The following is a 23,520-nucleotide window of genomic DNA, read 5'->3' on the forward strand; positions in this document are numbered from 1 at the left end:
CTTAATACTATTAAAAATGAAACAATTAAAAAATCTCTTATTAGCAACTGCATTTTGTATTGCAACAGTTAGTTTTACTCAAGCACAAAGCAAGATTGCACATATAAATACGCAAGAGTTAATCGCAGCAATGCCAGAAGCTAAAGCGGCTCAAACAGAGATTGAAACTTTAGGTAAAACATACCAAACAGATATTCAAGCTTCTATTACTGAGTACCAAAACACAGTAAAACAATACGAAGCTGAAGCTGCAACAAAAACAGATGAAGAAAACCAAAAAAGAGGTTTAGAATTACAAGAAAAACAACAACGTATTCAGCAGTTTAGAGCTGATGCTCAACAAGACATCGCTAAAAAAGAAGCTGAGTTATTTAAGCCTATCCAAGAGAAAGCAATGAAAGCTATTCAAGAAGTTGCTAAAGCTCAAGGTTACGATTACGTAGTAGATAGAGCTTCTTTAATCGTTGCTGACGGAAAAGACATTTTAGCCGACGTGAAGAAAAAGTTAGGGATCTAACACAAAACGTCAAACGACATAATTAAAGCTACCTCTTACTTAGAGGTGGCTTTTTTATTATACCTTAAAATCAAATAAATTTTAACATTTTTTTAACACGTATTATCTTCGATATTATAGGTATTAACTTACATTAGAGGCTTATTTAAATCCAAAATAAGAAGTTTATGAAAAATTTTATTACCCTTCTCCTATTAACTGTTTTATTATCCTGTAGCACCAATTCTGATGTATCGTCTGAGATCAACTACGAAAATTCAACTTATATTATAGATGGTAAGGCATACCATATGAAAACTGACGTTACAAATAAAGAGCAGGCTTTTGTTATAAAAACAGAAGAATCAGAATACATCCAATCGTTATTAGAAAAGAATACAACTATAATATATGAAGATTCAGAAACTGGATATATCTATTTATTTGAAGACACAGATTCATACCAATTATTTATTAGTGAAAATGGTTCATATGCGAGAAAAAGAGCTGTAAAAAGGACTGATGATTAAATGACTACAACATAGTAAAACATAATAATTCCAAAAAAAGCTGCCTTGTATAGGCAGCTTTTTTATTTTTGTTAAACTATGAGCAAACAACCTATTGGCATTTTCGATTCTGGTGTTGGGGGGACTTCCATTTGGAAAGAAATCCAAGCCTTGTTACCGCACGAAAATATGATTTATCTAGCCGATAGTAAGAATGCCCCATATGGCCCTAAAGGGAAACAGGCCATTATAGATCTCAGCATTAAAAACACAGAATATTTAATCGCGCAAGGTTGTAAACTTATTGTAGTGGCTTGTAATACGGCTACAACAAACGCTATAGACTATCTTCGGAAGAATTACAATATACCTTTTATTGGGATAGAACCAGCCATTAAACCAGCCGCATTAAACAGCAAAACACATACCATAGGTATTTTGGCTACAAAAGGGACCTTAAGTAGTGAGCTTTTTCATAAAACGGCCCATTTATTCGCCAGTGACTCTAAAATTATAGAACAAGAAGGGCATGGTATTGTAGAACTTATTGAAGACGGAAAACTACACTCTGAAGCCATGACAGGGCTGTTAGAAGTATACCTTAAACCCATGATTGATGCCGATATAGATTACCTTGTTTTAGGCTGTACCCATTACCCTTACCTTATCCCAATACTTTTAAAAATATTACCTAAAAGCATAAAAATTATAGATTCTGGTGAAGCGGTTGCTAGACAAACGAAAGCCGTTTTAATTCAACACAATTTACTAAACCAGTCTACTAAAAAAGGCAAATCAACATTATTTACAAATGCGAATCCTCAGGTTATTACAACGCTTTTGGGGGCGTCTAATGATATTTCTTATCTGGACTTTTAAAAGGTAAGATTTTGCGTTAGCGGTTGCAACGGCATCCTTTTTTGGTTGGGTAACTACAATTTTAGCTTCCATACCTTCATTTTGACTCAAAATACTAAAAAAGCTACGAAAACATAACCCAAAAAAGATATAGTGGAAAACGCGACCCTTGTGGTAACGCCCTAAAAAAACAACCCTAAGAGCTTAAACTTAAAGTATTGCTGTTTATTCTTTAAACCAACTAGAATATTTAATGTAGTTATCGGCAATACGGTTAATTTCGTCCGATAGTAACTCTGGACTTACATCCTTAACCTTTTTAGCAGGTACACCAGCATAGATACTGCCAGCCTCTACTCTAGTATTTTTAGTAACTACAGCACCAGCCGCAATAATACTATTGCTTTCAACAACACAACCGTCCATAACGATGCTTCCCATACCAATAAGGACATTGTCGTGAATAGTACAACCGTGCACCAGGGCATTATGTCCTATAGACACGTTATTACCAATATTGGTGGGCGCAGTAAGATATGTAGCATGAATTACAGCACCATCTTGTATGTTCACCTTATTGCCCATTTTAATGTAATTAACATCGCCACGAACTACAGCACTAAACCAAATACTACCTTGTTTACCTATGGTAACATCTCCAACGATGGTTGCGTTTTCAGCTACAAAACAATCTTCTGGAATTTGAGGCGATTTGCCATTTACGGGTTTTATTACAGGCATGCTGACTATAGGGTTATTGGTTAATAGTTATTGGCTTTACAAATCTTAACTCTTGGCTCCTGGTCCTTATTCTAATCTAATTAACAGCAGGACAATGACACTCGTAACGCTTAGGGGCACAATTGAAGTCATAACCTAAAGAAAATTGATGAAATCCACCATTAGTAAATACAATATCATTCGTTTGATAAGTATATGTATATGCAAACATAAAACGTTCATAATTAACACCAACTAGCGGTGTAATTTGATTGAGTTTTTGAGTTTCAATAGTGTTAGCGTCCGTTTGGTATTCGGCACCATCTAGACTTTGACGGTAAGATAAACCTGCCCAAACTTGTCCGAAATCCATTTGCTTATAAACCTTAGCATTGATATCAATAATATTTTCCTTTGTACCCGCCTTATATTGATATAACGTCGACGGCTCAAAAGACCAAGAGCTCCCTGGTCGGTTAAACACATAACCTGTTGAAAATAAAAAACGTCTTAGGTTACTTGTAATTTCAAGATCGTTATTAATACCGGAATTATTAAGTAAGTTTTTAACGGTAGCATGAGCATAAAAGTTTAAGTAAAAGTATGAAAACCCAAAATCTAAATTAAAATTGGCATCACTTTGTACAATTCCATCGATATTAGGATCACGAACTGGTAAATCGTTTAAAAACTCGGTTTCATCCAATTTATACTGAATAAACCCAGCACTTAAACCAAAAGAAAGCATGTTTAAGTCGGTTGCACTTCTAGAAAACATAAGATGATGTGCATAAGTTAAATAACCTCCCGTTTGCGAATGGTATCCGTTTTTATCGGTGTAAACAATACCACCTATTGCCGATTGCGATTCACCAATTTTACTGTTAGCACTTACTGTTAATAGTTTAGGGGCATTGTCTTGCCCAAACCACTGTTGTCTACCTGTTACTCGAATTTTACCACAATTAGCGGCACCAGCCATAGAAGGATGAATTAAATAATAATTATCACTTAAATAATCGGCATAAATAGGCATGCCTTCCTGGGCTCTTACAAATTGAAAGCTTAGTAGAGCTACAACCGCAAGAATAACGTGGTTTAGTTTCATAATATAAAGTAGTCTTTGTTTAATCAATTAACAAACATAACGTATTTACATAAAAAACAGGCAATATTTCAACATGTAAATTATTAAAATGGCAATACAACTTATTACCTTTCAATACCTTCGCTATATTAATGTGTAATAAACGAAATTTGATAGAAATAATACATGTATTTTCACCCTTTAGGTACTTAAATTCATGAATTTAATAAGAATTCCCCAAAAACCCCTCTAAATATAGTACCATTTCAGCTTTGAAATTACTGCACAACGCACCACAACATCAAATCATATTGAAACGAACAACTTGATAATTTTTCCATATAATATCGAAATTTAGAAATATCGAAAGCCTTTCAAATATATTTAATGCTCACATTTAGTTTTCGTATTTTTGCAAAAAATAGATAAGATGAACACTTTTAAAGTTTCCGTGCAAGAGACCACAAATAATGCGATTGTAAAATTTGAAGTCAATCAATTTATTACACAACACCAAAGTTTTGAGTTTAATAATATCGACGAAGCTAAGGCCTCACCTTTAGCACAGCAATTATTTTATTTACCATTTGTAAAAAAGGTATATATATCCGGGAATTTTATTGCTGTAGAACGCTATAATATTGTAGAGTGGAATGATGTACAGGATGAAGTAGCCGAACAAATTGAAGCCTATCTTAATGATGGTGGCATTGTGGTTGAAGACACGACAACTGCTAAGAAAGTACCTGTTACGGTATACGCTGAAAGCACGCCTAACCCTTCGGTAATGAAGTTTGTTGCTAATAAAAAAATAGTGAATGCACTTTTTGAATTTACCAGTATCGATGAAGCGAAATTATCGCCATTAGCGACCGAATTATTTCATTTCCCATTTGTAAAAAGTGTGTTTTTAGATGAAAACTACGTATCTATAACTAAATATGATATGGCCGAGTGGCAGGATGTTACTATTGAGGTTAGAGAGTTTATTAGATCGTTTATTGAAAACGGAAAAGAAATCGTTGTGGCTAATGCTGCTGAAAGTTTAGAAAAAACAAATCAGCAATTAGATAGCCATTTTGAATCGTTAGACGATACTTCAAAGGAAATTATAAATATTCTTGAAGAATACGTTAAACCAGCTGTGGCGAGCGATGGTGGTAATATTCAATTTATATCCTATGACGCGGATACTAAAAATGTAAGTGTCCTGCTTCAAGGTGCTTGTAGCGGTTGTCCTTCGTCAACCTATACCCTAAAAAGTGGTATAGAGAACATGCTAAAAGAAATGTTACCAGGGAAAGTTGCTATGGTTGAGGCAATTAACGGATAATCCCAATAATTTTTGTTAACTTTAAGATTCAACTTAAATAAACAAAAATCATGGCAGTATTAAAAGTAATTGAAATTTTAGCTAACTCAGAAAAAAGCTGGGAAGATGCAACAAAACAAGCCGTTAAACACGCTTCAAAATCGTTAAAAAACATCCGCTCTGTTTATGTTCAGGACCATAGTGCTAACGTAAAAGACGGTGAAGTGACGGAATTTAGAGTCAATGTGAAGATCACTTTTGAAGTAGATTAAACCATTACAAAAAAAATAAAGAGGCTGTCTTAAAAGTTAAAACCATCGTTATTCTGTGCTCGACACAGAATCTCATGACATTGAAATTCAATAATTATGAGAATCCGAAATAAAATCAGATTGACGTAAAAATAACTTTTAAGGCAGCTTTTTTTATACAACGTCATTAAAAACGACCAAATCACTCATGACAATCATCCAAATCATCCTTTTAAGCTTCATAGCCTTTTTACATTTTTATTTTTTAATTCTGGAAATGTTTTTATGGGATAAACCTAAAGGCATTAAAGCTTTTAAATTAGAATCAAAAGAATTTGCTCAAAACACGAAAGTATTAGCAGCAAATCAAGGACTTTATAATGGTTTTTTAGCTGCAGGGTTATGGTTTTCTATTTATGAAAATTCCGAAAGACTTGCTTCTTTTTTTCTAATTTGTATTGCAATTGCTGGTATTTATGGCTTTTATTCTACAAAAAACAAAGTCATCTTTTTTGTACAGGCACTTCCTGCCATACTTGTTTTTCTGTTTTTCGTCTTTTTTTAATGAAACTTAACTATTTTTTATCGTTTCATAGAAGAATTGTTCCGAATTGTTAATATTTTTGAAACAAACTTAATTTTTAAACAACATGATGGAATTAGAAAAAATTGACTTTGAAGCCTGGATGGCTTTAGCCGTAGATTACGGACTTAAACTTATAGGAGCCATAGTTATATGGATCATTGGTTCTTGGGTTATCTCAAAACTTTTAAAAGGCATAAAAACGATTATGTCTAAAGGAAACTACGACGAGAGTCTTCAAGGTTTCTTATCTAATCTTGCGGGATGGGGACTTAAAATTGTTTTAATTATCGTAGTACTGGGTACTTTAGGTGTAGAAACAACATCATTTGCCGCTATTATTGCTGCTGCTGGTTTAGCTGTTGGTTTAGCCTTACAAGGATCGCTTTCAAACTTTGCTGGAGGTGTGCTTATTATGATTTTTAAACCATTTAAAGTTGGTGATGTTATTGAAGCTCAAGGTGAAATTGGTGGTGTAAAAGAAATTACCATTTTTACTACCAAACTTACAGGTTTATCAAACAAAGAAATTATCATTCCTAATGGATCTTTATCTAACGGAAATATTGTAAACTATACGGTTGCAGGAACACGTCGTGTAGATTTAACTTTTGGTGTTGATTACGCTTCAGATATCAAAAAGACTAAAGAAGTTTTAATGAATGTTTTAAAAGCACATCCATTAGTAATTGAAGAACCTGCACCAACAGTTAATGTTTCTGAATTAGCTGATAGCTCGGTAAACTTTGCCGTGAGACCATGGTGTGCTTCTGGAGACTATTGGACTGTGTATTTTGATGTTACTGAAAATGTAAAAGAAGCTCTTGATGCAGCTGGAATTGAAATTCCTTACCCACATCAAGTTGAAATTCATAAAGAGTCTTAATACTTTTAAGACTTTGGTTTTGGCTTTAGAGCTACAAAATCTTTCAAGTAATAAGGTTCAAAATAAGCGACATCTTCGGTGTCGCTTATTTTGTACTTCATATTAGCGATCTCACCCATATAATTGGCCGAAGGTAATTTACCATCTATAAAGCGCGCATTGGGATGCTGAATTATGGTTTTTGTTTTTTCTACACCGCTTCCAACAAAATAAACCAGTCCTTGCTCTAAATATTCCATGAAAGACGATTCATCTAAAATTTGGGCTTGTGTCTCACGTACCTCATTATAATTAGTATCATAAACGGCCGAGTACACTTCCATACGTCTAGCATCTAACATAGCTACAATAACACCACTCTCTGCTTTCACTTGTTGTGCTAATGCTTCTAGCGTAGGCACCGCTATTAATGGTTTGTTTAAGGCATAAGCAAGACCTTTTGCTGCCGAAACACCAATACGTAATCCAGTATATGAACCCGGTCCTTTACTGACTGATATCGCTGATAAATCTTTAGAAGTGATGTTCCCTTCCTTTAAAACCGTATCGATATATACATGAAGGCGCTCGGCATGCGAATAATTTTTATCATTGTCTTCTTCTAAAACAATAGTTTTACCATTTTTAGACAAGGCTACCGAGCAATTGGTGGTTGCTGTTTCAATGTTTAGTATGTATGTGTTCACGTTAATCTGTTAAAGGTTTTCCCATGTAAAAGTCTAAAACTTTTGTCTTAAAAACAAAATTGTATTTGGCATTTATAATGTTGGATTTTGAATTTACCAATCGGTTTCTAACCTGCTCAAAATCAAAAGAGTTCATAACGCCTAATTTATAGCTTTCCTCGGCATTTTTAAAAGACTCTGTTTGAGCATCCAACGACGCTTTTGAGGCTTGATATTGATTAAATGCGGCCTTAGCATCAGCGTAAGCTTGTTCTATATTGGTTCGTAAATCTTGCTTCTCTTGTTCTAAAGAATATTCTAATTTTTTAACGTTGATTTCAGCTTTATTAACATTGACTTTAGTTTGAAATCTGTTGAAAATAGGGATATTCAAACTAAACCCGAAGTTATAACCTAAATTATCTTCTAATTGCTGACCGAAACCATTATCTACAAGAATAATATTATTTGGATCTGAAGGATCTATAATGGGTCTTAAATCTTCTTGACCTTGAAAATGCTGATACGACGTTCCTAAACCAGCGCCAAAACTTAAAGTTGGATAAAAACTACTCTTAGCAATATTAGTCCCTAATTCTGCATCTTCTATATTTAGTTCTGCAACCTTAATTTCAGGCCTGTTGGACAGTGCAAAATTATAAATCTCAGAAGCGCTCTTATGTTCTAAAACGACATATGGCAATTCTATTTCCATAGCACTTACCTCAAAACCTTCATTTGGGATTTGTAACAATTGTGCTAAAGCCAAATTGGCTAGTTCTAAACTGTTTTCAGCATTAATTAACTGCTCTTGATCGCTTGCCAATTGTGCTTTCACTTCGTATAAATCGACTTTAGCACGAACACCAGAATTCACCAATTCCTGAATTTGATTAACTTGCTTCGTGGTGATATCCACTTGCTCATGTGCCACTTTTAAATTCTCACGATTAAGCATAATGTTTAAAAATTGATTTACAACATTTAGCGAAATGTTATCTTTCAAAATAGACAACTGCAACTGGCTAGATTGAATACCTAACTTTGCCTGTTTATAAATATTTGTATTTTGAAAGCCATTAAATAAAACAGTACTAGAACTTAAACCAAAGTTGTTACCACGAGAATCTCTAGAAACACGGTTTCCATCTTGACCAATAAAGGACCCAAAGTTATAGTTTTGTGAAGCAGAGCCATTTAAATTTGGTAGAAAGTTTCCCTTTGCACTTACTAAATCTTGATCGGCAACCTGGGTATCTAATTCTGTTTGCTTGACAGAAATATTATTTTCTAGTGCATAATTAACACAATCCTGAAGTGTCCATAATTTTTCCTGAGCTATCGACACAGAAGCTATAAGAAAGCAACCTAATAATATTTTATATTTTAATATTTCCATATGACTAACGTTTTCCTCCTTTACGACCTACTTCGTCTTCATTATCTTCTGAAGCTTTATTCCAAACCTTAATTTTATCACCTTCTTTCACCCCTTTTACTATCTCAACATCGATACCGTCTGACAAACCAAGCTCGACATCTTGCTTTTTGTATTTGTTTTCACCATCTAAAATCTCTACAAAAGGCTTTTCGGTAATACGGTTGTATTGTAACAAAGCTTCACGAATGGCTAAAACCTTTTCTTTATTCTCCAATTCAATTTCAGCATTAGCGCTATAACCTGCTCTAATATTTGATTTGCCTTCAATTTTTACGTCAGCTTTAATAGTAAACTGTACCGCGCCATTTTCTTCAATTCCTTTAGGAGCAACAAAGGTTAATACTGCAGGATATTCTTCATCTTGAATCGCACCTAAAACCACTTTAATTGCTTTGCCTTCTTTAATTTTTCCAACTTCTGCTTCATCAACTTTACCTTCAAAAATCATCTTGCTCATATCAGCAATAGTCGCAATGGTTGTACCATCATTAAAATTATTACTTTCAATAACTTGATTACCTTCACGTACAGGAATTTCTAAAATCGTCCCAGCAATTTGTGCTACGATGCTGGTATTTGAAGTGGAACCACCAGATACCGATCCTTGTTTAATAATCTTATAATCATTTTGTGCTTGATGATAGGTTTCCTTGGCTTGCATGAAGGACAATTCGCTATTTTCAAAATCTTGTCTTGAAATCACCCCTTTGTCGAATAAACTTTTGTTTCGATCATATAAAATTTTCGAGTTTTCATAAGATAGTTTTGCCGTAGCAATTCTACTTTTTGCACTCACTAAATTTTGCTCGTTAGGCACCACTCGAATGGTAGCAATTAAGGCCCCCTTCTCTACAACATCACCTTCTTCTACCATAATTTTATCGACAATTCCAGAAATCTGAGGCTTTAATTCAATTTCTTCTTCGGGATTTAATTTACCCGTAGCCACCGCTTTGGTATTTATCGAAGTGTAAAAAGGTTCCTCAACTTGGTATTCCAAAATGTCTTTGGAGTTCGAATCTTTAAAGTATTTTAATACAAAAGCTAATAGTACAATAACGACTATGACTAAAATAATTTTTACGGTTTTATTCATTGTGTTGCTTATTATTTATTCTTCTCTTAATGCTTCAATGGGTTTAATGCTTGTGGCCTTGGTTGCAGGAATTAACCCAATTAAAGTTCCTAAAAACACTAAAATAGCTAAGGCTACGAAAACGACGGCTATAGAAACTGAAGCGTTCACGATGGCGGCATCTTCACCCTGACCAAAAAAGTGATCTAAGGCTATGAGTATCCATCCACCAGAAATAATTCCTATGATACCTGCTACTAAAGTGATAAAAACAGCCTCGACTACAATTTGTCTCTTTATTTCAAACGGTGTGGCTCCAAGGGCGCGCCTTAATCCAATTTCTTTTGTACGTTCTTTTACGGTGATTAAAAGGATATTCCCAATAGCAAAAACACCTGCAATTAAAGTCGCTATACCTACAAACCAAGTTAAAAACTGCATGCCTGTTAAAAAGCCTGTCATTTTTGCAAATTCTTTACCCAAATTAAAACTACCAAAAGCTCTAGTATCTTCTGGATGAATGTGGTTTAGATTTTTAAGTAATAATTTAGTATCGGCTTCAATCTGTTTGATATCGTATTCGGGTTTTCCCGTTATCATCATCCAACCAATTTGATCGCCCTTATTATAAATCTGTTGAAAAGTAGTAAATGGAATGTGCACATCGGTTGCAGGTCCCATGTTGACATCTCCTGTTTCAAACATTCCAACTACCAAAAAATTAATGCCATTAACATCTAAATACTTTCCGATAGGATCTTCATCGACTTCGAATAGTTGCTTATAGGCATCTTCAGAAATCACTGCAATTTTCTTTCGGTCGTGAATATCACTTTGATTAATGAAGCGTCCGTGAATTAACTTCTTCTTCTGTAATTGATCCAGCAATGGATAATCACCGGCCATTTGAAAACTTCCTGACAAAAAGTTTCTGGTTATGACTGTTGGTTGCTGACTTCGCGGCAGTACAAATTCAACACCTTGAACATTTTCTTCGATTTTTTTAGCATCAGTGAGCGTTAAATTAACACGACGACCCTCTTGAAACCCTTTAAATGATTTCCCAGTATTTTGCCCCCATATAAAAACAGTATTCGTGGCAAAATCGCCAAACAATCTGTTAAAGGAGTTTTCTAAGCCTCTAGCTGAACCTAACAGACCGATTAATAATAAAATTCCCCACCAGACACCTACCATAGTTAAAATAGACCTCAGTTTATTTTTACTCAAGCTATCAAAAACTTCTTGCCATGTATCTCTATCGAATAAAAATCTGAACATCGTTAATCGTTTCTTAAAGCTATTATAGGTTTAATTTCTGACGCCTTTTTAGCTGGTAAATAACCCGCAATAGCACCCGCGACAATAAGTGTAAGAGTAGCACCAACTACTAAACTGTTACTTACCCCAGGATCTTTTATGAAATAAACTTCCAAACTAGGCCCTACAAGTTCCAACACACCAACGCCTATTAGCAGGCCGATATAACCAGCAATGGTAGTTATGATAATCGACTCGATTAAAATAATCGACACAATAGAACGGGGTGTAGCTCCTAGTGCTTTACGAATACCGATTTCCTTAGTACGCTCCTTAACAACAAAAATCATGATATTGCTTATCCCCACAATCCCTGCGATAAGGGTACCAAAGCCAATAACTAGGATAATAACGGTTAAACTAGAAGTCATCAGTTCCACTTTTTTGGTGCCTTCGGCCATGTTCCTCATTCTGATGGCACGTTGGTCATCTCTAGCAACATCAAATTTATCTTTTAAAACTTTTTTAATGGAGTTCCCAAAAGCTAAGGCTTGATCGTTAGACATTTCAGGATTATAGGTGAGATGCAGTAAGTCTATAAAATCATTATTGCCATACACAAACTGTGTGGTTGTAATGGGCATATAAATCACACTTTCTTCACTATCGCCTTCATCATCGGTAAAGACCCCAACAATTTTATATTGTATACCACTCAGGTTAATATATTTACCAATAGGATCTTCTTTGAAAAACAAATCATCTTCAACAGATTTACCAATGACTACGACTTTAGCTTTATTATCTAAGTCATTCTGATTAATATACCGTCCCGATTTAACCACATTATTTTCAATAAACATAAATTCGGGGTACACCCCTCGCAGCTCATAATTGTTTTTTTCACCGCGATAAGAAGCACTCACGCTTTTATTGACTTTGGATGTGATAAACTGTACTTTGTCGCCATATTTCTCTTTTATAAGCGCGCGATCTTCATTTTTAAACTGGATTTGTCTTCCTACCTGCAACCCTTTATATGCTTTTGTAGTGCGTCCAGGGAAAATCATTATGGAATTATTCGCATCGGTACCAAAAGCCTCCTTAAAGGTGTTTTTTAATCCGTTTGCGATACCAAAAAGGATAGCGAATAATAGGATAGCAAAAGCTACAGTAAATCCCGACATCAAACTACGTGTTCGGTTTTTATTGATGCTTTGAAATATTTCTCGCCAAAGATCGATATCAAACATACTGCTCTGCTCTAACCTGGTTTACAATGGTGTCTTCAAGAATTATTCCGTCGCGTAAGCGGACAATACGTTTACACATATTAGCAATATCTTCTTCGTGTGTTACCATTAAAATGGTTTTACCTTCATCATTAAGATGTTGAATAAAAGCCATGATTTCATGAGATGTTTTGGTATCTAAAGCACCTGTAGGTTCATCTGCTAAAAGTAGTTTTGGGTTAGCAGCTAAAGCTCTTGCAATGGCTACACGTTGTTTTTGACCACCAGAAAGCTCTTTAGGTAAATGATGTGCCCAAGCTGAAAGTCCTACTTTTTCTAAATGAAAAGCAGCCTTTTCTAGGCGCTCTTTACGTTTTAAGCCTTGATAATACAGTGGTAAAGCAACATTTTCGAGCGCATTTTTATAGTTGATTAAGTTGAAGGATTGAAAAATAAATCCTAAAAACTTGTTTCTATAAACTGCAGCTTTTTTTTCTGTGAGGTTTTTTATAGGTAAGCCATCTAAAATATATTCACCTTCATCGGCTTCATCTAGCATACCTATAATATTAAGAAGTGTTGATTTTCCCGAACCTGAAGATCCCATAATGGCGACCATCTCGCCTGCTTCAACAGAAAGATCGATACCTTTTAAAACATGTAAACTGGAATCGCCTATTTTGTAGGACTTGTGAAGTTCGCTGATTTTCAACATTTCTATTTAAGTTTTTTGGCTAAAGACTTTACAATAAGACTAACAACACAAAGAAATGTTACAATACAACGTAAAAAAATTTTAGCCTTCCTTTTTTAGCGTACGGTACTTTCTATAAACAAAATAACCCATTCCCGCCACTAACACGTATGGTATGGCCATGAGATACACAATGCCGTCGTTAATACCTTCGGCAGCAGACTGCCCTTCGGCTGTTTCTAATACAGCCCGACACATAGCACACTGTGCTGAAGCTTGAAACAAGCTAGTACAAAAAAATAATATAATTAAAAACCGTGTTTTCATGTAAGCCGTTTTAAACGTAGTACGGAGAAATCATAATATAAACAATCACTCCAGTAACAGCTACATATAACCATAACGGAAAAGTAATTTTCGCTATTTTTTTATGCCTTTCCACCTGATTTGTAAGTCCGCGTAAAAAAGTAATCAATACAAAAGGAATCACAACGATAGATAAAATAATATGGCTTATTAAAATGAAATAGTAAACATACTTTATAAGTCCCTTGCCTCCAAATTTTGTCGAATCGCTAGTCATATGGTATGCCACATACATCACTAGAAATGATGTTGAAAGTACGATGGCGAAAATCATTAGTTGCTTATGCAGCTTCACATTCTTTTTTCGAATCGCTAAAAAAGCTAAAACAAGCACTAAAGCGGTAAGCGCATTGATCGATGCATAAATAGGTGGTAAAAACGATAAGGGCTCGACGTTAGGAATTTTAACTCCAAACAAAATAGCAACCACAACAGGTATTAGTACAGACAATACAATAATTAATCTGTTATATTTTTTTTCATTTAGCATCATACTTGAGTTACTCATATTCTGTAATTGTAGGTTATAACTACTCGTTTAATAATTTTTTAATATCTGCTTTTAGGGCACTAATTTCTTCTTTCACACCGTCTTCATCTACTTGTTCTTTTTCTGAAACGATACCTCTGTAATAAATAATCGGATTTCCAAAATCATCCTTTCTTGAACGGATGAAACCATTTTTATCAACCAAAGCAAAATTTCCTGAATGTTCAAAGCCACCAGCGGCCTCATCATCTTGAGCGCTATAAAGATTAAAACCTTCATTAGACAATTTGTAAATAGCGTCTTTATCGCCAGTCATTAAATGCCAATTTGAGTTTGTAATTCCGTAGTTTTCAGCGTAAGCTTTAAGTACTTCTTGGGTATCGTAATCTGGGTTTATGGTAAAGGAAGCCACTCCAAAGTCCTCAAAACCTTCAAAAGTATTTTGAATTTGAACGAGGTTAGCATTCATGCGCGGACAAATGGTTGGACAAGTCGTGAAAAAGAACTCTACAACGTAAACTTTACCATCATAATCTTTATTCGTAATCGTGTTACCATTTTGATCGATAAAAGAAAAATGAGGTACTTTTTTAGCCTCTCCATTAATTTCGATGAATGCTAAATCGGATGTTTGAGCCGGATTTTCTTTGACAGAATTACTTCTGCTTTCATTTCTAATGACATCCTTATTGGTAATTCTATCTACAATTTTAGGAATGAAAAGAATTCCAAAAACAAGAATAATAAAGGCAATGCCAATGTATGAATAGTTATTTTTCTTCATTTTGACTATTTAAATCGTTTGCACGTCTGGTATCCGAATTAAACTCCCCTTTACGCTTTTGACGGTATTCGGTAAAAACAATACGCAAATCGTCACTCATTTTATTTTTAATTTCGGCCACCTCAATGCAGTTATATGCGTTTAATCGGTATACAGGTTTATTTTTTTCAATCTCAGGATCGGTTCTATCATCCAATCGTCCGCGTTGATTCAGGTCTTTATCAACTAAAAAGATATAGTCGGTTGCTAAATCGGCATCAAGGTCCTCAGTGCTTTTTAAACTATAAAAAACACGTTTAATGTCTTGAGGTTCGCCAAAAACAAAATGCCAGAACCGCATATCCTCATAGGAGTTAATTTCAGCTTGTAATTTTTTAACGGCTTCCTCAGTACCTCTTGGCATTAATATAACAATTTGAAAGCGCTTAAAACCTTTAAATTTATCGTAAACTAATTCCTTTAAATTAGAAGCTGCAATGATTTTGCTTAAAGGCTGAGCACCTAAAAAACCTAATACCGTAATATGGTCTTTAAGAACGATTGGGGTATCGGAATCTGAAGTAAAATGCTCCAAATCTACCACCGACTCGTTTACAATATCTAAAGGCTGATAGTTATGAGTAGCGGGGTACAAAAACAATAAAAACGTGACAGGAAGGAAAAATAATATTCCTAAAATCACATAGCGACTTACTTTTTTATAATCCATTAACCATCCTTTTTATAGCCTTTTTTAAAGCACTGCAAAAATAGAAAAAGGTGGTTAAAAAAACCACCTTACATCTCTATTTAACACTTAGTCTATACGCTATCAAGCGCTATTTAATTCTTAAAAATCTCTTTTTATATAGCCTTCATCATATACGCTAAACACGTATCCACCTTCTTGTAATAAAATAAATACTAAGTAAGCAATTAAAAAGATGGCTGTCCAAACAACAGCACGTCTTAATCCTGGAGTTTCATCACGCATGTGCATGAAATCCCAAGTAATATAATAAGCTTTTACAATGGTTAGGATAATGAAAATCCAGTTTAAGGCTTTCATTCCAAATACATAACCCATTAAGATTTCAGGCTTGATAATACCTAAAATAACTTCAATTACAGTTACTATAGTTAACAAGATTAAAACACCCCAAATTTTTTGAGTATTCGATTTGAATTTTAATGCGCCTCTAAATATTTCTAATTTATGATCTGTTGCCATTTTAAGTCTATTTATGTTTAGATTCCCGTTTTCACGGAAATAAAAAAGAATCTATTTTATTAAACTAGGTAGAAGAATGTAAATACAAATACCCAAACTAAATCTACAAAGTGCCAGTATAACCCCACTTTTTCAACCATTTCGTAACTTTTACGTCTTTCATAAGTTCCAATAACAACGTTGAAAAATATGATGATGTTTAAAATTACTCCAGAGAATACGTGGAATCCGTGGAATCCTGTAATGAAGAAAAAGAAATCGGCGAATAAAGGCGAGCCATATTCATTTTCTTTAAGATTTGCACCTTCAACAACTTTTACTCCGTAGGTTTTAATAAGTTTTATAGACTCTTCTCTTGACAGTACGGTTTTATGACCTTCTTCTGTTAAAGTTTGCGTTCTAACCAAAATATTATCGTTAGCTTCTAAACCATGTAAAACTTCATCAACAGTAAAACTTGGTAAAGTACCTTCAGACACGAACCAAAGTCCGTTTTTATTTTCCTGTTGAACACGTTCGGCATGAGCATCAGCAATGGCAAAATCGCCAATAGCTACACGATGACCTTCGGTATCTACAAATTGTAAAATATTACCACCTTTTGTTTTTACAGCTCCAAATTCACCTTTAATGAAAGTGTTCCATTCCCAAGCTTGAGAACCAACAAAGACTAAACCACCAATAATCGTTAAGAACATGTAGATGGTTACTTTGCTTTTATTTAAATGATGACCTGCATCTACAGCTAACACCATAGTTACAGACGACATAATAAGTACAAATGTCATAAAAGCCACATAATACATTGGCGCTTCTACACCATGTAAAAATGGAAAGTGAGTAAACACTTCATCGGCAATTGGCCATGAATCAATAAATTTAAATCTTGAAAATCCGTAGGCTGCTAAAAACCCAGAAAAAGTTAATGCATCTGAAACGATGAAAAACCACATCATCATTTTACCATAACTGGCTTTTAAAGGCTCATTACCACCCGTCCATGTTTGGTCCGATCCAGCGTTTACAACTGTAGTACTCATATATAATGGTTGTTATTTAAAAGTTGCACAAAAATAATCATTTTATTCATCTGACGAAATATACGCCTTGAAATTTTAAACTATGATAATTGTCAGTTTTACTGGGAGTTAGCTGTTAAAATAATCAAAAAAATAAATGACCACTACTAATTACCTTACAAAGTAGAGGAATAAAAAGAGGTAAACCCACAGAATATCAATGAAGTGCCAAAAGGTTAGAGCTAACTCAAAACCAAGCATATTACTTGCGCTATAACGTTGTTTAAATTGATTAAAAATTACAACCAACAAACAAATTAGCCCGACCACAACGTGTAGAATGTGAACCACGGCTATTAAATAAATATACGACATGGTTACATTACTAGTAGGCCCTGTAAAATTGTATCCCAAGTCAATAATTTGCTGAAATCCCACAAATTGGTTATAAATAAAAAACACTCCTAAAACTAGAGTCGCTAATAACCAAAGCATAGTAGCTTTATTTTGGCCAGCTTTTAAAGCTTTTTTAGCCATTATAAAAGTAATACTACTGATTACAATAAACACCGTACTAATTAAAAAGGCATTTGGCAATTGGAAATCTTTTAACCAATCAGGTCTGCTACTGCTCACTACGAAAGCACTGGTCCAACCAGCAAACGACATTACCAATGAAATGATTCCAAACCAAAGCATCATTTTTTTTGCTCTGCCAATTTTCTCTTCTTTAGTCCCTTGGGTTAAGTCCATGATTATCGTATAAATTTATCTATTACGTAAACAATTTGAATAAGTGTTATGTAAGACACACTCACTAACATTAATTGTCTTGCAGCTTTTTCGGTCATTTCTCTAAACAATCGTACCGCATAATGCAGCATGAATAGTCCGCACAGAAATACAATAACTGCTGCTACAATCGAAAGTTTTAATTCACCTGTAAAACCAAAAACTGGTATGATAGACACAATGATGGTCCAAATGGTATACATGATAACCTGCACTGCAGTTCCGCGATCTTGTTTTCCAGTAGGCAACATAAAGAAGCCTCCCTTTTTATAATCTTCAAATAAAAACCAACCTATAGCCCAGAAATGTGGGAATTGCCAAAAAAACTGTAAAGCGAATAAAGTTCCTGGCTCAATACCAAAATTATCGGTAGCAGCTACCCAACCTAACATAAAAGGAATAGCTCCAGGAATGGCTCCTACAAATACCGAAATAGGTGTTTTGGTTTTTAACGGCGTGTAAACACAGGTGTAAAGAAAAATAGAAATCGCACCAAACATAGCGGTTTGCTTGTTAATGGTATACAGAATAATGATGCCGAGTACTGTAAAAATAGAAGCAATAACAAAAGCGGTATTAACAGACATACGTCCAGCTGGAATTGGTCTGTTTTTTGTGCGGTCCATTAAGGCATCTAAATCTTTTTCTATAATCTGATTGAAAGCATTGGAAGCACCAACCATGAAGTACCCTCCAAAGGCTAATAATACGAGCACTTTAATATCAATAACATCGACACCTAACAAATAGCCTGCAAGCGATGAAAACACGACGCTTAAAGACAAGCGCATCTTGGTGATCTCTTTAAAATCTGAAATAACAGTAGGTTCTTGTATGGCTGATTTTGAACGACTCAATATAATTTTCCTTGACGGTTTTTTTAATGCGAGTGCAAAGATACTCTATAAAAGCATTTTAGCAAGCCGAATAAAGTTAAAATACGAGGCTGTGAAAAGGAGAATTTAATTAAAAATCGAAATACCAGTTAAATAAATCGGTACGCACACCAACAGTAAACCACACAGTATTATTTTTATACGTCGTAGATGTTGTAGCATCAGGATCGAAATCTCTAAAGGTCACATCTCCAAAAATCTTCATATTTGAAGCCACATTTAACAAATAACCTGCTTGTAAATTACCATTAAAGATATTGGTTCTAATACCCTGCCCTACTTCAACACCAGTATCATAAGGACGATCATAATAGTCTCTGTAGATATCCCCACCATAACTGTAATTATCAACATCATCATCAAAATCGAAACCACGAACTCCAAAAATAAGTTTAGCATTAGCAAACCATCTTTTATAATGATAGCGTCCAATAACAATAGCTTCACTAAAATTGGAATTCCATAAATGCGCCATTGACTGGTTACTATTGGCATAGTTAAGCACAATAGTATTATGGGAGTATGTATACGGTCTTACGCGATTGTACTCGAATTGGAGCAATAAATTATCAACTTTAAAGGCATCAAAATATTTTATACCCAATTGGTATCCGTATTTATTCTTATAACTTTTTTCACCTCCTGTCATGTCTGCAAGTGAAAATTCATCCAAAATTAGCTGTCCATATAAGTACATCTTATCATTCCACTTATATTTAGCCGTAGCTCCCATGAGCGCATTACCTGCTCCCTGACCCGTTTCAAACTCTATAGCCCTATAAAAGATAATCGGATTCAAGTAATTCACATCGAAACCTCTATCATTGGAATCATCCCATACTACAGATTCAAAGAAACCCAGATTTAAACGTTTCGTTACATTCCAACTTAAAAAATGATTGCCAATATATTTTCTTTTATAGGCTTTATCTTCAAGAACTTCGTCACGAACATCCATAAGCCACATCCAAGTATTGGTATATTTCATTTTCCAAAAAGTGGTGTTAATTTTGAAGAAGGGATACGGGGTTGAAACATCACTTAGAACTAAAGATCTATAACCATCTCCAATAAAGGATTTCCCATGTCCGAATTGAAAATTAAAATATTTTGAAGGTGTATAAGATAAATAAGCCTCGGCAACCGGATAATCGTATGCATCTGTTCTGTAGCGCTTAGCAATACCTCGACCAGGTATGAGGGCTGGGTCTGGCCCTGCAGCTTTCAGTGTTTCTGCATAACGATTAAAATAATCGGCAAAACGACCTTGGCTTTCTAGAAACGAAGTGAAAAAACTAAATTTATCGCCAAAACCACCTTGAATTACAATACCTCTGGTATTGTTATAAGTATAACTAAAGTCGGCATCCTGATCTTTACCCATTTGAATATCAAAAACAGGGTCGACTGTAAACCAATAATTATCGGTTTGTAACTGAACAAAGTTCTCGTTCCAAAGTTTACGCCCTACCCAGGTCTTTCTATCTTGAAGTAGTTTTTCATTTTCGGCATTAAAATCGTAATATTTTGAAACTTCTGAGTAGATAAATGGTTTGGCACTGGTATGGCTGTTCGTCCCTACGAGATTCATCTCTTTATCGAACTTTGCATAGTCACTATGTACAAAAGGAATGTTTAACTGACTTTTATAATTTGGTTTATTGAAGGCACGCGTTTGGGCTGTTACACTATCGAATTCACGCTTAGCTTGCTCCTCTAATGCCGTTAATTTGTTTGCTTTAGCTAAGTCTTGAGAAGACATTTTTTGATTAACTAATGGAATTTTAATAGGAAAGGAATACTGCTTAAAAGTATTTCGAGAATTATAGGTAGCTGGTGTAATAGTAGGAAAAGTAGAAAAAACACGAATGGCTTCCTTTTTAAGCTCATCATACATCGCATCGATATAAATCACTCGAAAAGTTCCTGTGGTATCCACCTCAAAAAGCACGACTACTTCACCTTTATAATTTTCTTTATAAACCCGCTCTGGCACCTGAAACTCATTATATATATGATTAAAAACGGATTGATCAAAACACTGTTGAAGCGAATCTATAGATACCGATTTACATTCTGGAAAAACAGGTGGTTTTTCTTTTAAAATAGAGCGTTGTGCATGCCCCTTAACCTGTATAATAATTAGGATAAGTACAATGAATTGCTTCATGTTTGTTTGGATAGAATGGTTTTAGAGCGGAAAGATACTATATTTTTTATATTCTTAATTTAAAGTACTCTATATTGATACTGTTGATTGAAAAAAAGAAGTCGATTTGCCATTTATTAAATGAGCCGCTTGAAGGATAGAACTTGCCGAAACATATTTTAATAATAAATATTAAGGTATTTCGACAAGCTCCATTTAACACATACTACTTCGCTTTTAAGACAGCATTCTTTTAACTCATTATTGTACTTGAAAAACAATAGGCAAGGTATATACCACACCAACATGCTTGTCATGCTGTCTACCGGGTGTCATTTCTGGAATATAGTTAATAACACGTTTGGCCTCTCGTTCAAGCTCTGGGTTAGGAGCGCGCGTTTTAACGTTGGTAACATGTCCTGTTTTATCTATAGTAAACTGCACTTGAATACGCTGACGTCCTGTTAAACCATAATTGGATGCTATATCGCTACCTTGAAACTTCTTTTGAATCAGTTGAGTTATTTTATCGGACATGCATTTTTTCCTAGCTTCATTCCCATTGACTTTTTCACAGCCAGGATAAATTGGAGCTTCTTGAATAGCTCTAAAAGTAACAGGTTCCTCATCGGTAGGTTTCTCTACTAAGGGCACAAGCGTTTCAGGGGTAACAGGTTCGGTTGGTGTTTCCGTTTGGACATCCTCAAATAAAATATCTTCCGGCTCATCATTTTTTATAACTTCAAAAGACAAAGGTTCCTTTGGGGCCCTTTTTTTGATGCGTTCCATAGTTTCTGGAACTTTTGTTTTAATAAGCGGCACATCCACCCAAGCTAATTCCTCAATTGGAGGTAAATCGTCATCAACTTTTGGAATGGTCGTTTTAAAATTTAATTCCAATAAACCAAAAGCAACCAACAAGCATAAGATGATACCTACTTGGAAATAGTTGGTGGAGTTTTTCTGTAAATTCACATCATGCTTTTGTGACTTTCTCATGATTTTACCATCATATCGTATAATATCCTTGTTTTTACTTTGAATCTTCATAATATTATCAAATTAAATGTTAATAATTTCTTAAAGACACAAGAAGCATACCAAAAAAAGAAATCCCGTTACAAAAGGATTGTAACGGGATTTTGATTTATTATCTAGATTACATTATGTAACCTTGTATTTGAAAACCTTAATCTTGAACTTGGAAGATAATTGGTAAAGAATATGGTACATTTACCGGCTTACCACGTTGTTTTCCAGGTTGCATTTTAGGTAATAAGTTAATTACACGAGCAGCTTCCTTTTCTAAACCAGGGTGTGGTGCTCTTGCTCTTACTCCTGTAATAGAACCTGTTTTATCAATTTTAAAGATCACGTTAATACGCTGTCTTCCCGATAAACCTAACTCACTAGCTAACTCTGTATTAAACTTTTTATTTACAAACTGAGAAATCTTTTTAGACATACAATCTCTTTTCTCGTTGTTGCTTCCTTTTTCACAACCAGGGAAAATTGGCACATTTTCAATTACTGAAAACGGTACATCTACATCTTCCTCTACCTCTTCTACTTCTACTTCTTCAACCTCTACAATTTCAGTTTCTTGATCAACCTCTGTAGATTCGATTACAGTTTCTTCAACCTCTACCTCATCTTCAACGATCTCGATAACTTCTGGAGCTGCAGGTGGCGGTGGTGGCGGTGGTGGTGTTTGAATTTGTTCTGTTAATGGAATATCTTCTTCTAATTCCTCATCCATATTCACCATTCCAATATCTATATCTTCCTTATCGTAAGTTTTATAGTTTATTGCATAATTTGTAAGAAATAGCATTAGTGCTAGGCCAACAGCAAAGTATAATGAACTGTTACGTCCTACATTTGCTTTGGGATTTTTTTTAACTTCCATAATTTAATTCGTTTATCAAGATTGCTAAAATAACTATTTATTTACCAAAATAACAAGCGTTTCAAAAGTTTTTAACGCAGGACTTTGTTTTTAACTATTAGGATTAAAGATGCTAAGAGGGCGCCAAGGGTATTTGCCACCATATCGTAAACATCTAACGACCTAGAAACCGTCAATGTACCTTGTAAAACCTCAATAATTATACCAAAAACTACAGCTAAAATTAGTGCGTAATATACAGCGGGTTTATTGGCCATCTTAAAATTAAGTAAAAAGGTTCCAAACCATAAAATAGTTAAGAGACCATAGGCCAGAAAATGAAAAATCTTATCACCAAAAGAAACCCCAATATCTGGAACATTCTTAAGCGTGATAAGACAAACCGTTGCTAATAAAACAGTATAGCTTACTGCAGCGATAGGTACAATTTTATTAAGCACCTATAAGGCTTTTATATTCTTCAGACGAAAGCAAACCATCAGCTTGAGATAAATCAGAGCATTTCACTTTTATCATCCATCCATCACCGTAAGGATCTGAATTTACCTTTTCAGGTTCATCTTCTAACGCATCGTTAAACTCAATAATTTCACCAGCTAGTGGCAAAAATAAATCAGACACGGTTTTAACAGCTTCAACTGTTCCGAAAACCTCATCGGCATCTAATGTTTCATCTAGAGTTTCAACCTCCACATAAACGATATCTCCTAATTCACTTTGTGCAAAATCTGTAACGCCTATCGTAGCGATATCGCCTTCTAATCTAACCCATTCGTGATCTTTAGTGTACTTTAATTCTGAAGGAATATTCATGTCTAATATTTTAAGTTAATAAT

28 protein-coding genes are annotated in these 23,520 nt (G+C 34.6%); 7 read left to right on the forward strand and 21 right to left on the reverse strand.

The features are described from left to right. The first annotated feature begins 16 nt into the window (after positions 1-16). The 3 genes from A6I66_RS01925 to murI all read left to right on the forward strand — a co-directional run bounded on the left by A6I66_RS01925 (position 17) and on the right by murI (position 1,884). Entirely contained in the window at positions 17-517 is a 501-nt protein-coding gene (locus A6I66_RS01925; protein WP_067145033.1) for an OmpH family outer membrane protein, read from the forward strand. A gap of 167 nt (positions 518-684) precedes the next feature. Continuing rightward, positions 685-1,026: a hypothetical protein gene (locus A6I66_RS01930; protein WP_067145034.1), complete on the forward strand. Its 342-nt coding sequence runs from the start codon at positions 685-687 to the stop codon at positions 1,024-1,026. Positions 1,027-1,104: 78 nt separating this feature from the next. Further along, a complete protein-coding gene (gene murI / locus A6I66_RS01935; RefSeq protein ID WP_067145035.1) occupies positions 1,105-1,884 on the forward strand; it encodes a glutamate racemase in 780 nt (259 codons plus the stop codon). 204 nt (positions 1,885-2,088) lie between these two features. On the opposite strand, the gene A6I66_RS01940 is transcribed toward murI, so the two are convergent. Both A6I66_RS01940 and A6I66_RS01945 read right to left on the reverse strand, forming a co-directional pair. Then, a complete protein-coding gene (locus tag A6I66_RS01940; protein WP_067145036.1) occupies positions 2,089-2,604 on the reverse strand; it encodes a gamma carbonic anhydrase family protein in 516 nt (171 codons plus the stop codon). A 76-nt stretch (positions 2,605-2,680) separates the two neighbouring features. Then, on the reverse strand, positions 2,681-3,691 hold the full coding sequence (locus A6I66_RS01945; protein ID WP_067145037.1) for a PorP/SprF family type IX secretion system membrane protein: 1,011 nt from the start codon (positions 3,689-3,691) through the stop codon (positions 2,681-2,683). 409 nt (positions 3,692-4,100) lie between these two features. Here A6I66_RS01945 and A6I66_RS01950 point away from each other — a divergent pair, with 409 nt between their 5' ends. The 4 genes from A6I66_RS01950 (at position 4,101) to A6I66_RS01965 (ending at position 6,702) form a co-directional block, all read left to right on the forward strand. Continuing rightward, positions 4,101-5,003 carry a NifU family protein gene (locus tag A6I66_RS01950; RefSeq protein ID WP_067145038.1) on the forward strand — a complete coding sequence of 301 codons (903 nt, stop codon included), beginning with the start codon at positions 4,101-4,103 and terminating at the stop codon, positions 5,001-5,003. A gap of 50 nt (positions 5,004-5,053) precedes the next feature. Beyond that, on the forward strand, positions 5,054-5,254 hold the full coding sequence (locus A6I66_RS01955; RefSeq protein ID WP_067145039.1) for a dodecin family protein: 201 nt from the start codon (positions 5,054-5,056) through the stop codon (positions 5,252-5,254). Positions 5,255-5,441: 187 nt separating this feature from the next. After that, positions 5,442-5,798 carry a DUF1304 domain-containing protein gene (locus A6I66_RS01960; protein ID WP_067145040.1) on the forward strand — a complete coding sequence of 119 codons (357 nt, stop codon included), beginning with the start codon at positions 5,442-5,444 and terminating at the stop codon, positions 5,796-5,798. A gap of 88 nt (positions 5,799-5,886) precedes the next feature. Then, entirely contained in the window at positions 5,887-6,702 is an 816-nt protein-coding gene (locus A6I66_RS01965) for a mechanosensitive ion channel family protein (protein ID WP_067145605.1), read from the forward strand. Between the two features lie 5 nt (positions 6,703-6,707). Here the strand turns inward: A6I66_RS01965 and tsaB are convergent, their stop codons facing one another. The 19 genes from tsaB to gcvH form a co-directional block, all read right to left on the reverse strand. Further along, the gene (tsaB, locus tag A6I66_RS01970) at positions 6,708-7,388 is read right to left on the reverse strand and encodes a tRNA (adenosine(37)-N6)-threonylcarbamoyltransferase complex dimerization subunit type 1 TsaB (protein WP_245683414.1); all 681 of its coding nucleotides are present in this window, start codon (positions 7,386-7,388) and stop codon (positions 6,708-6,710) included. A gap of 1 nt (position 7,389) precedes the next feature. Beyond that, on the reverse strand, positions 7,390-8,766 hold the full coding sequence (locus tag A6I66_RS01975) for a TolC family protein (RefSeq protein ID WP_067145041.1): 1,377 nt from the start codon (positions 8,764-8,766) through the stop codon (positions 7,390-7,392). Between the two features lie 4 nt (positions 8,767-8,770). After that, positions 8,771-9,904 carry an efflux RND transporter periplasmic adaptor subunit gene (locus A6I66_RS01980; RefSeq protein WP_067145042.1) on the reverse strand — a complete coding sequence of 378 codons (1,134 nt, stop codon included), beginning with the start codon at positions 9,902-9,904 and terminating at the stop codon, positions 8,771-8,773. A gap of 15 nt (positions 9,905-9,919) precedes the next feature. Next, positions 9,920-11,164, reverse strand: coding sequence for an ABC transporter permease (locus A6I66_RS01985; protein ID WP_067145043.1), 1,245 nt, complete (start codon positions 11,162-11,164; stop codon positions 9,920-9,922). A 2-nt stretch (positions 11,165-11,166) separates the two neighbouring features. After that, positions 11,167-12,396, reverse strand: coding sequence for an ABC transporter permease (locus A6I66_RS01990; protein WP_067145044.1), 1,230 nt, complete (start codon positions 12,394-12,396; stop codon positions 11,167-11,169). Further along, complete coding sequence (locus A6I66_RS01995) at positions 12,389-13,090, reverse strand: ABC transporter ATP-binding protein (RefSeq protein ID WP_067145045.1); 702 nt, start codon at positions 13,088-13,090, stop codon at positions 12,389-12,391. The genes A6I66_RS01990 and A6I66_RS01995 overlap by 8 nt, the downstream gene beginning before the upstream one ends. Before the next feature lie 81 nt (positions 13,091-13,171). Next, on the reverse strand, positions 13,172-13,396 hold the full coding sequence (locus A6I66_RS02000) for a hypothetical protein (RefSeq protein WP_067145046.1): 225 nt from the start codon (positions 13,394-13,396) through the stop codon (positions 13,172-13,174). Positions 13,397-13,406: 10 nt separating this feature from the next. Continuing rightward, on the reverse strand, positions 13,407-13,943 hold the full coding sequence (locus A6I66_RS02005) for a DUF420 domain-containing protein (RefSeq protein ID WP_067145047.1): 537 nt from the start codon (positions 13,941-13,943) through the stop codon (positions 13,407-13,409). A 22-nt stretch (positions 13,944-13,965) separates the two neighbouring features. After that, positions 13,966-14,709 (reverse strand): SCO family protein, encoded by a 744-nt coding sequence (locus A6I66_RS02010; protein WP_067145048.1) that lies wholly within the window; start codon positions 14,707-14,709, stop codon positions 13,966-13,968. Continuing rightward, entirely contained in the window at positions 14,696-15,418 is a 723-nt protein-coding gene (locus tag A6I66_RS02015) for a hypothetical protein (protein WP_067145049.1), read from the reverse strand. Before A6I66_RS02015 ends, A6I66_RS02010 begins: the two co-directional genes overlap by 14 nt. Positions 15,419-15,538: 120 nt before the next feature. Further along, the gene (locus tag A6I66_RS02020) at positions 15,539-15,919 is read right to left on the reverse strand and encodes a cytochrome C oxidase subunit IV family protein (RefSeq protein ID WP_067145050.1); all 381 of its coding nucleotides are present in this window, start codon (positions 15,917-15,919) and stop codon (positions 15,539-15,541) included. Between the two features lie 59 nt (positions 15,920-15,978). After that, positions 15,979-16,959 (reverse strand): cytochrome c oxidase subunit 3, encoded by a 981-nt coding sequence (locus tag A6I66_RS02025; protein WP_067145051.1) that lies wholly within the window; start codon positions 16,957-16,959, stop codon positions 15,979-15,981. Between the two features lie 150 nt (positions 16,960-17,109). Continuing rightward, on the reverse strand, positions 17,110-17,691 hold the full coding sequence (locus tag A6I66_RS02030; protein WP_067145052.1) for a cytochrome c oxidase subunit 3: 582 nt from the start codon (positions 17,689-17,691) through the stop codon (positions 17,110-17,112). 2 nt (positions 17,692-17,693) lie between these two features. Next, positions 17,694-18,587, reverse strand: a complete 894-nt coding sequence (gene cyoE / locus A6I66_RS02035) for a heme o synthase (protein ID WP_067145053.1) — start codon at positions 18,585-18,587, stop codon at positions 17,694-17,696. Between the two features lie 109 nt (positions 18,588-18,696). After that, positions 18,697-20,796, reverse strand: coding sequence for a gliding motility protein RemB (locus A6I66_RS02040; RefSeq protein WP_067145054.1), 2,100 nt, complete (start codon positions 20,794-20,796; stop codon positions 18,697-18,699). A 240-nt stretch (positions 20,797-21,036) separates the two neighbouring features. Next, positions 21,037-21,825 carry an energy transducer TonB gene (locus A6I66_RS02045; protein WP_084399402.1) on the reverse strand — a complete coding sequence of 263 codons (789 nt, stop codon included), beginning with the start codon at positions 21,823-21,825 and terminating at the stop codon, positions 21,037-21,039. A 139-nt stretch (positions 21,826-21,964) separates the two neighbouring features. Then, entirely contained in the window at positions 21,965-22,684 is a 720-nt protein-coding gene (locus tag A6I66_RS02050; protein WP_067145055.1) for an energy transducer TonB, read from the reverse strand. Positions 22,685-22,755: 71 nt separating this feature from the next. Further along, positions 22,756-23,124 carry a VanZ family protein gene (locus tag A6I66_RS02055; protein ID WP_084399404.1) on the reverse strand — a complete coding sequence of 123 codons (369 nt, stop codon included), beginning with the start codon at positions 23,122-23,124 and terminating at the stop codon, positions 22,756-22,758. Continuing rightward, entirely contained in the window at positions 23,117-23,497 is a 381-nt protein-coding gene (gene gcvH, locus A6I66_RS02060) for a glycine cleavage system protein GcvH (RefSeq protein ID WP_067145056.1), read from the reverse strand. The genes A6I66_RS02055 and gcvH overlap by 8 nt, the downstream gene beginning before the upstream one ends. Positions 23,498-23,520: the final 23 nt, after the last annotated feature.

Source organism: Pseudotamlana agarivorans, assembly GCF_001642835.1.
Lineage (GTDB): Bacteria > Bacteroidota > Bacteroidia > Flavobacteriales > Flavobacteriaceae > Pseudotamlana > Pseudotamlana agarivorans.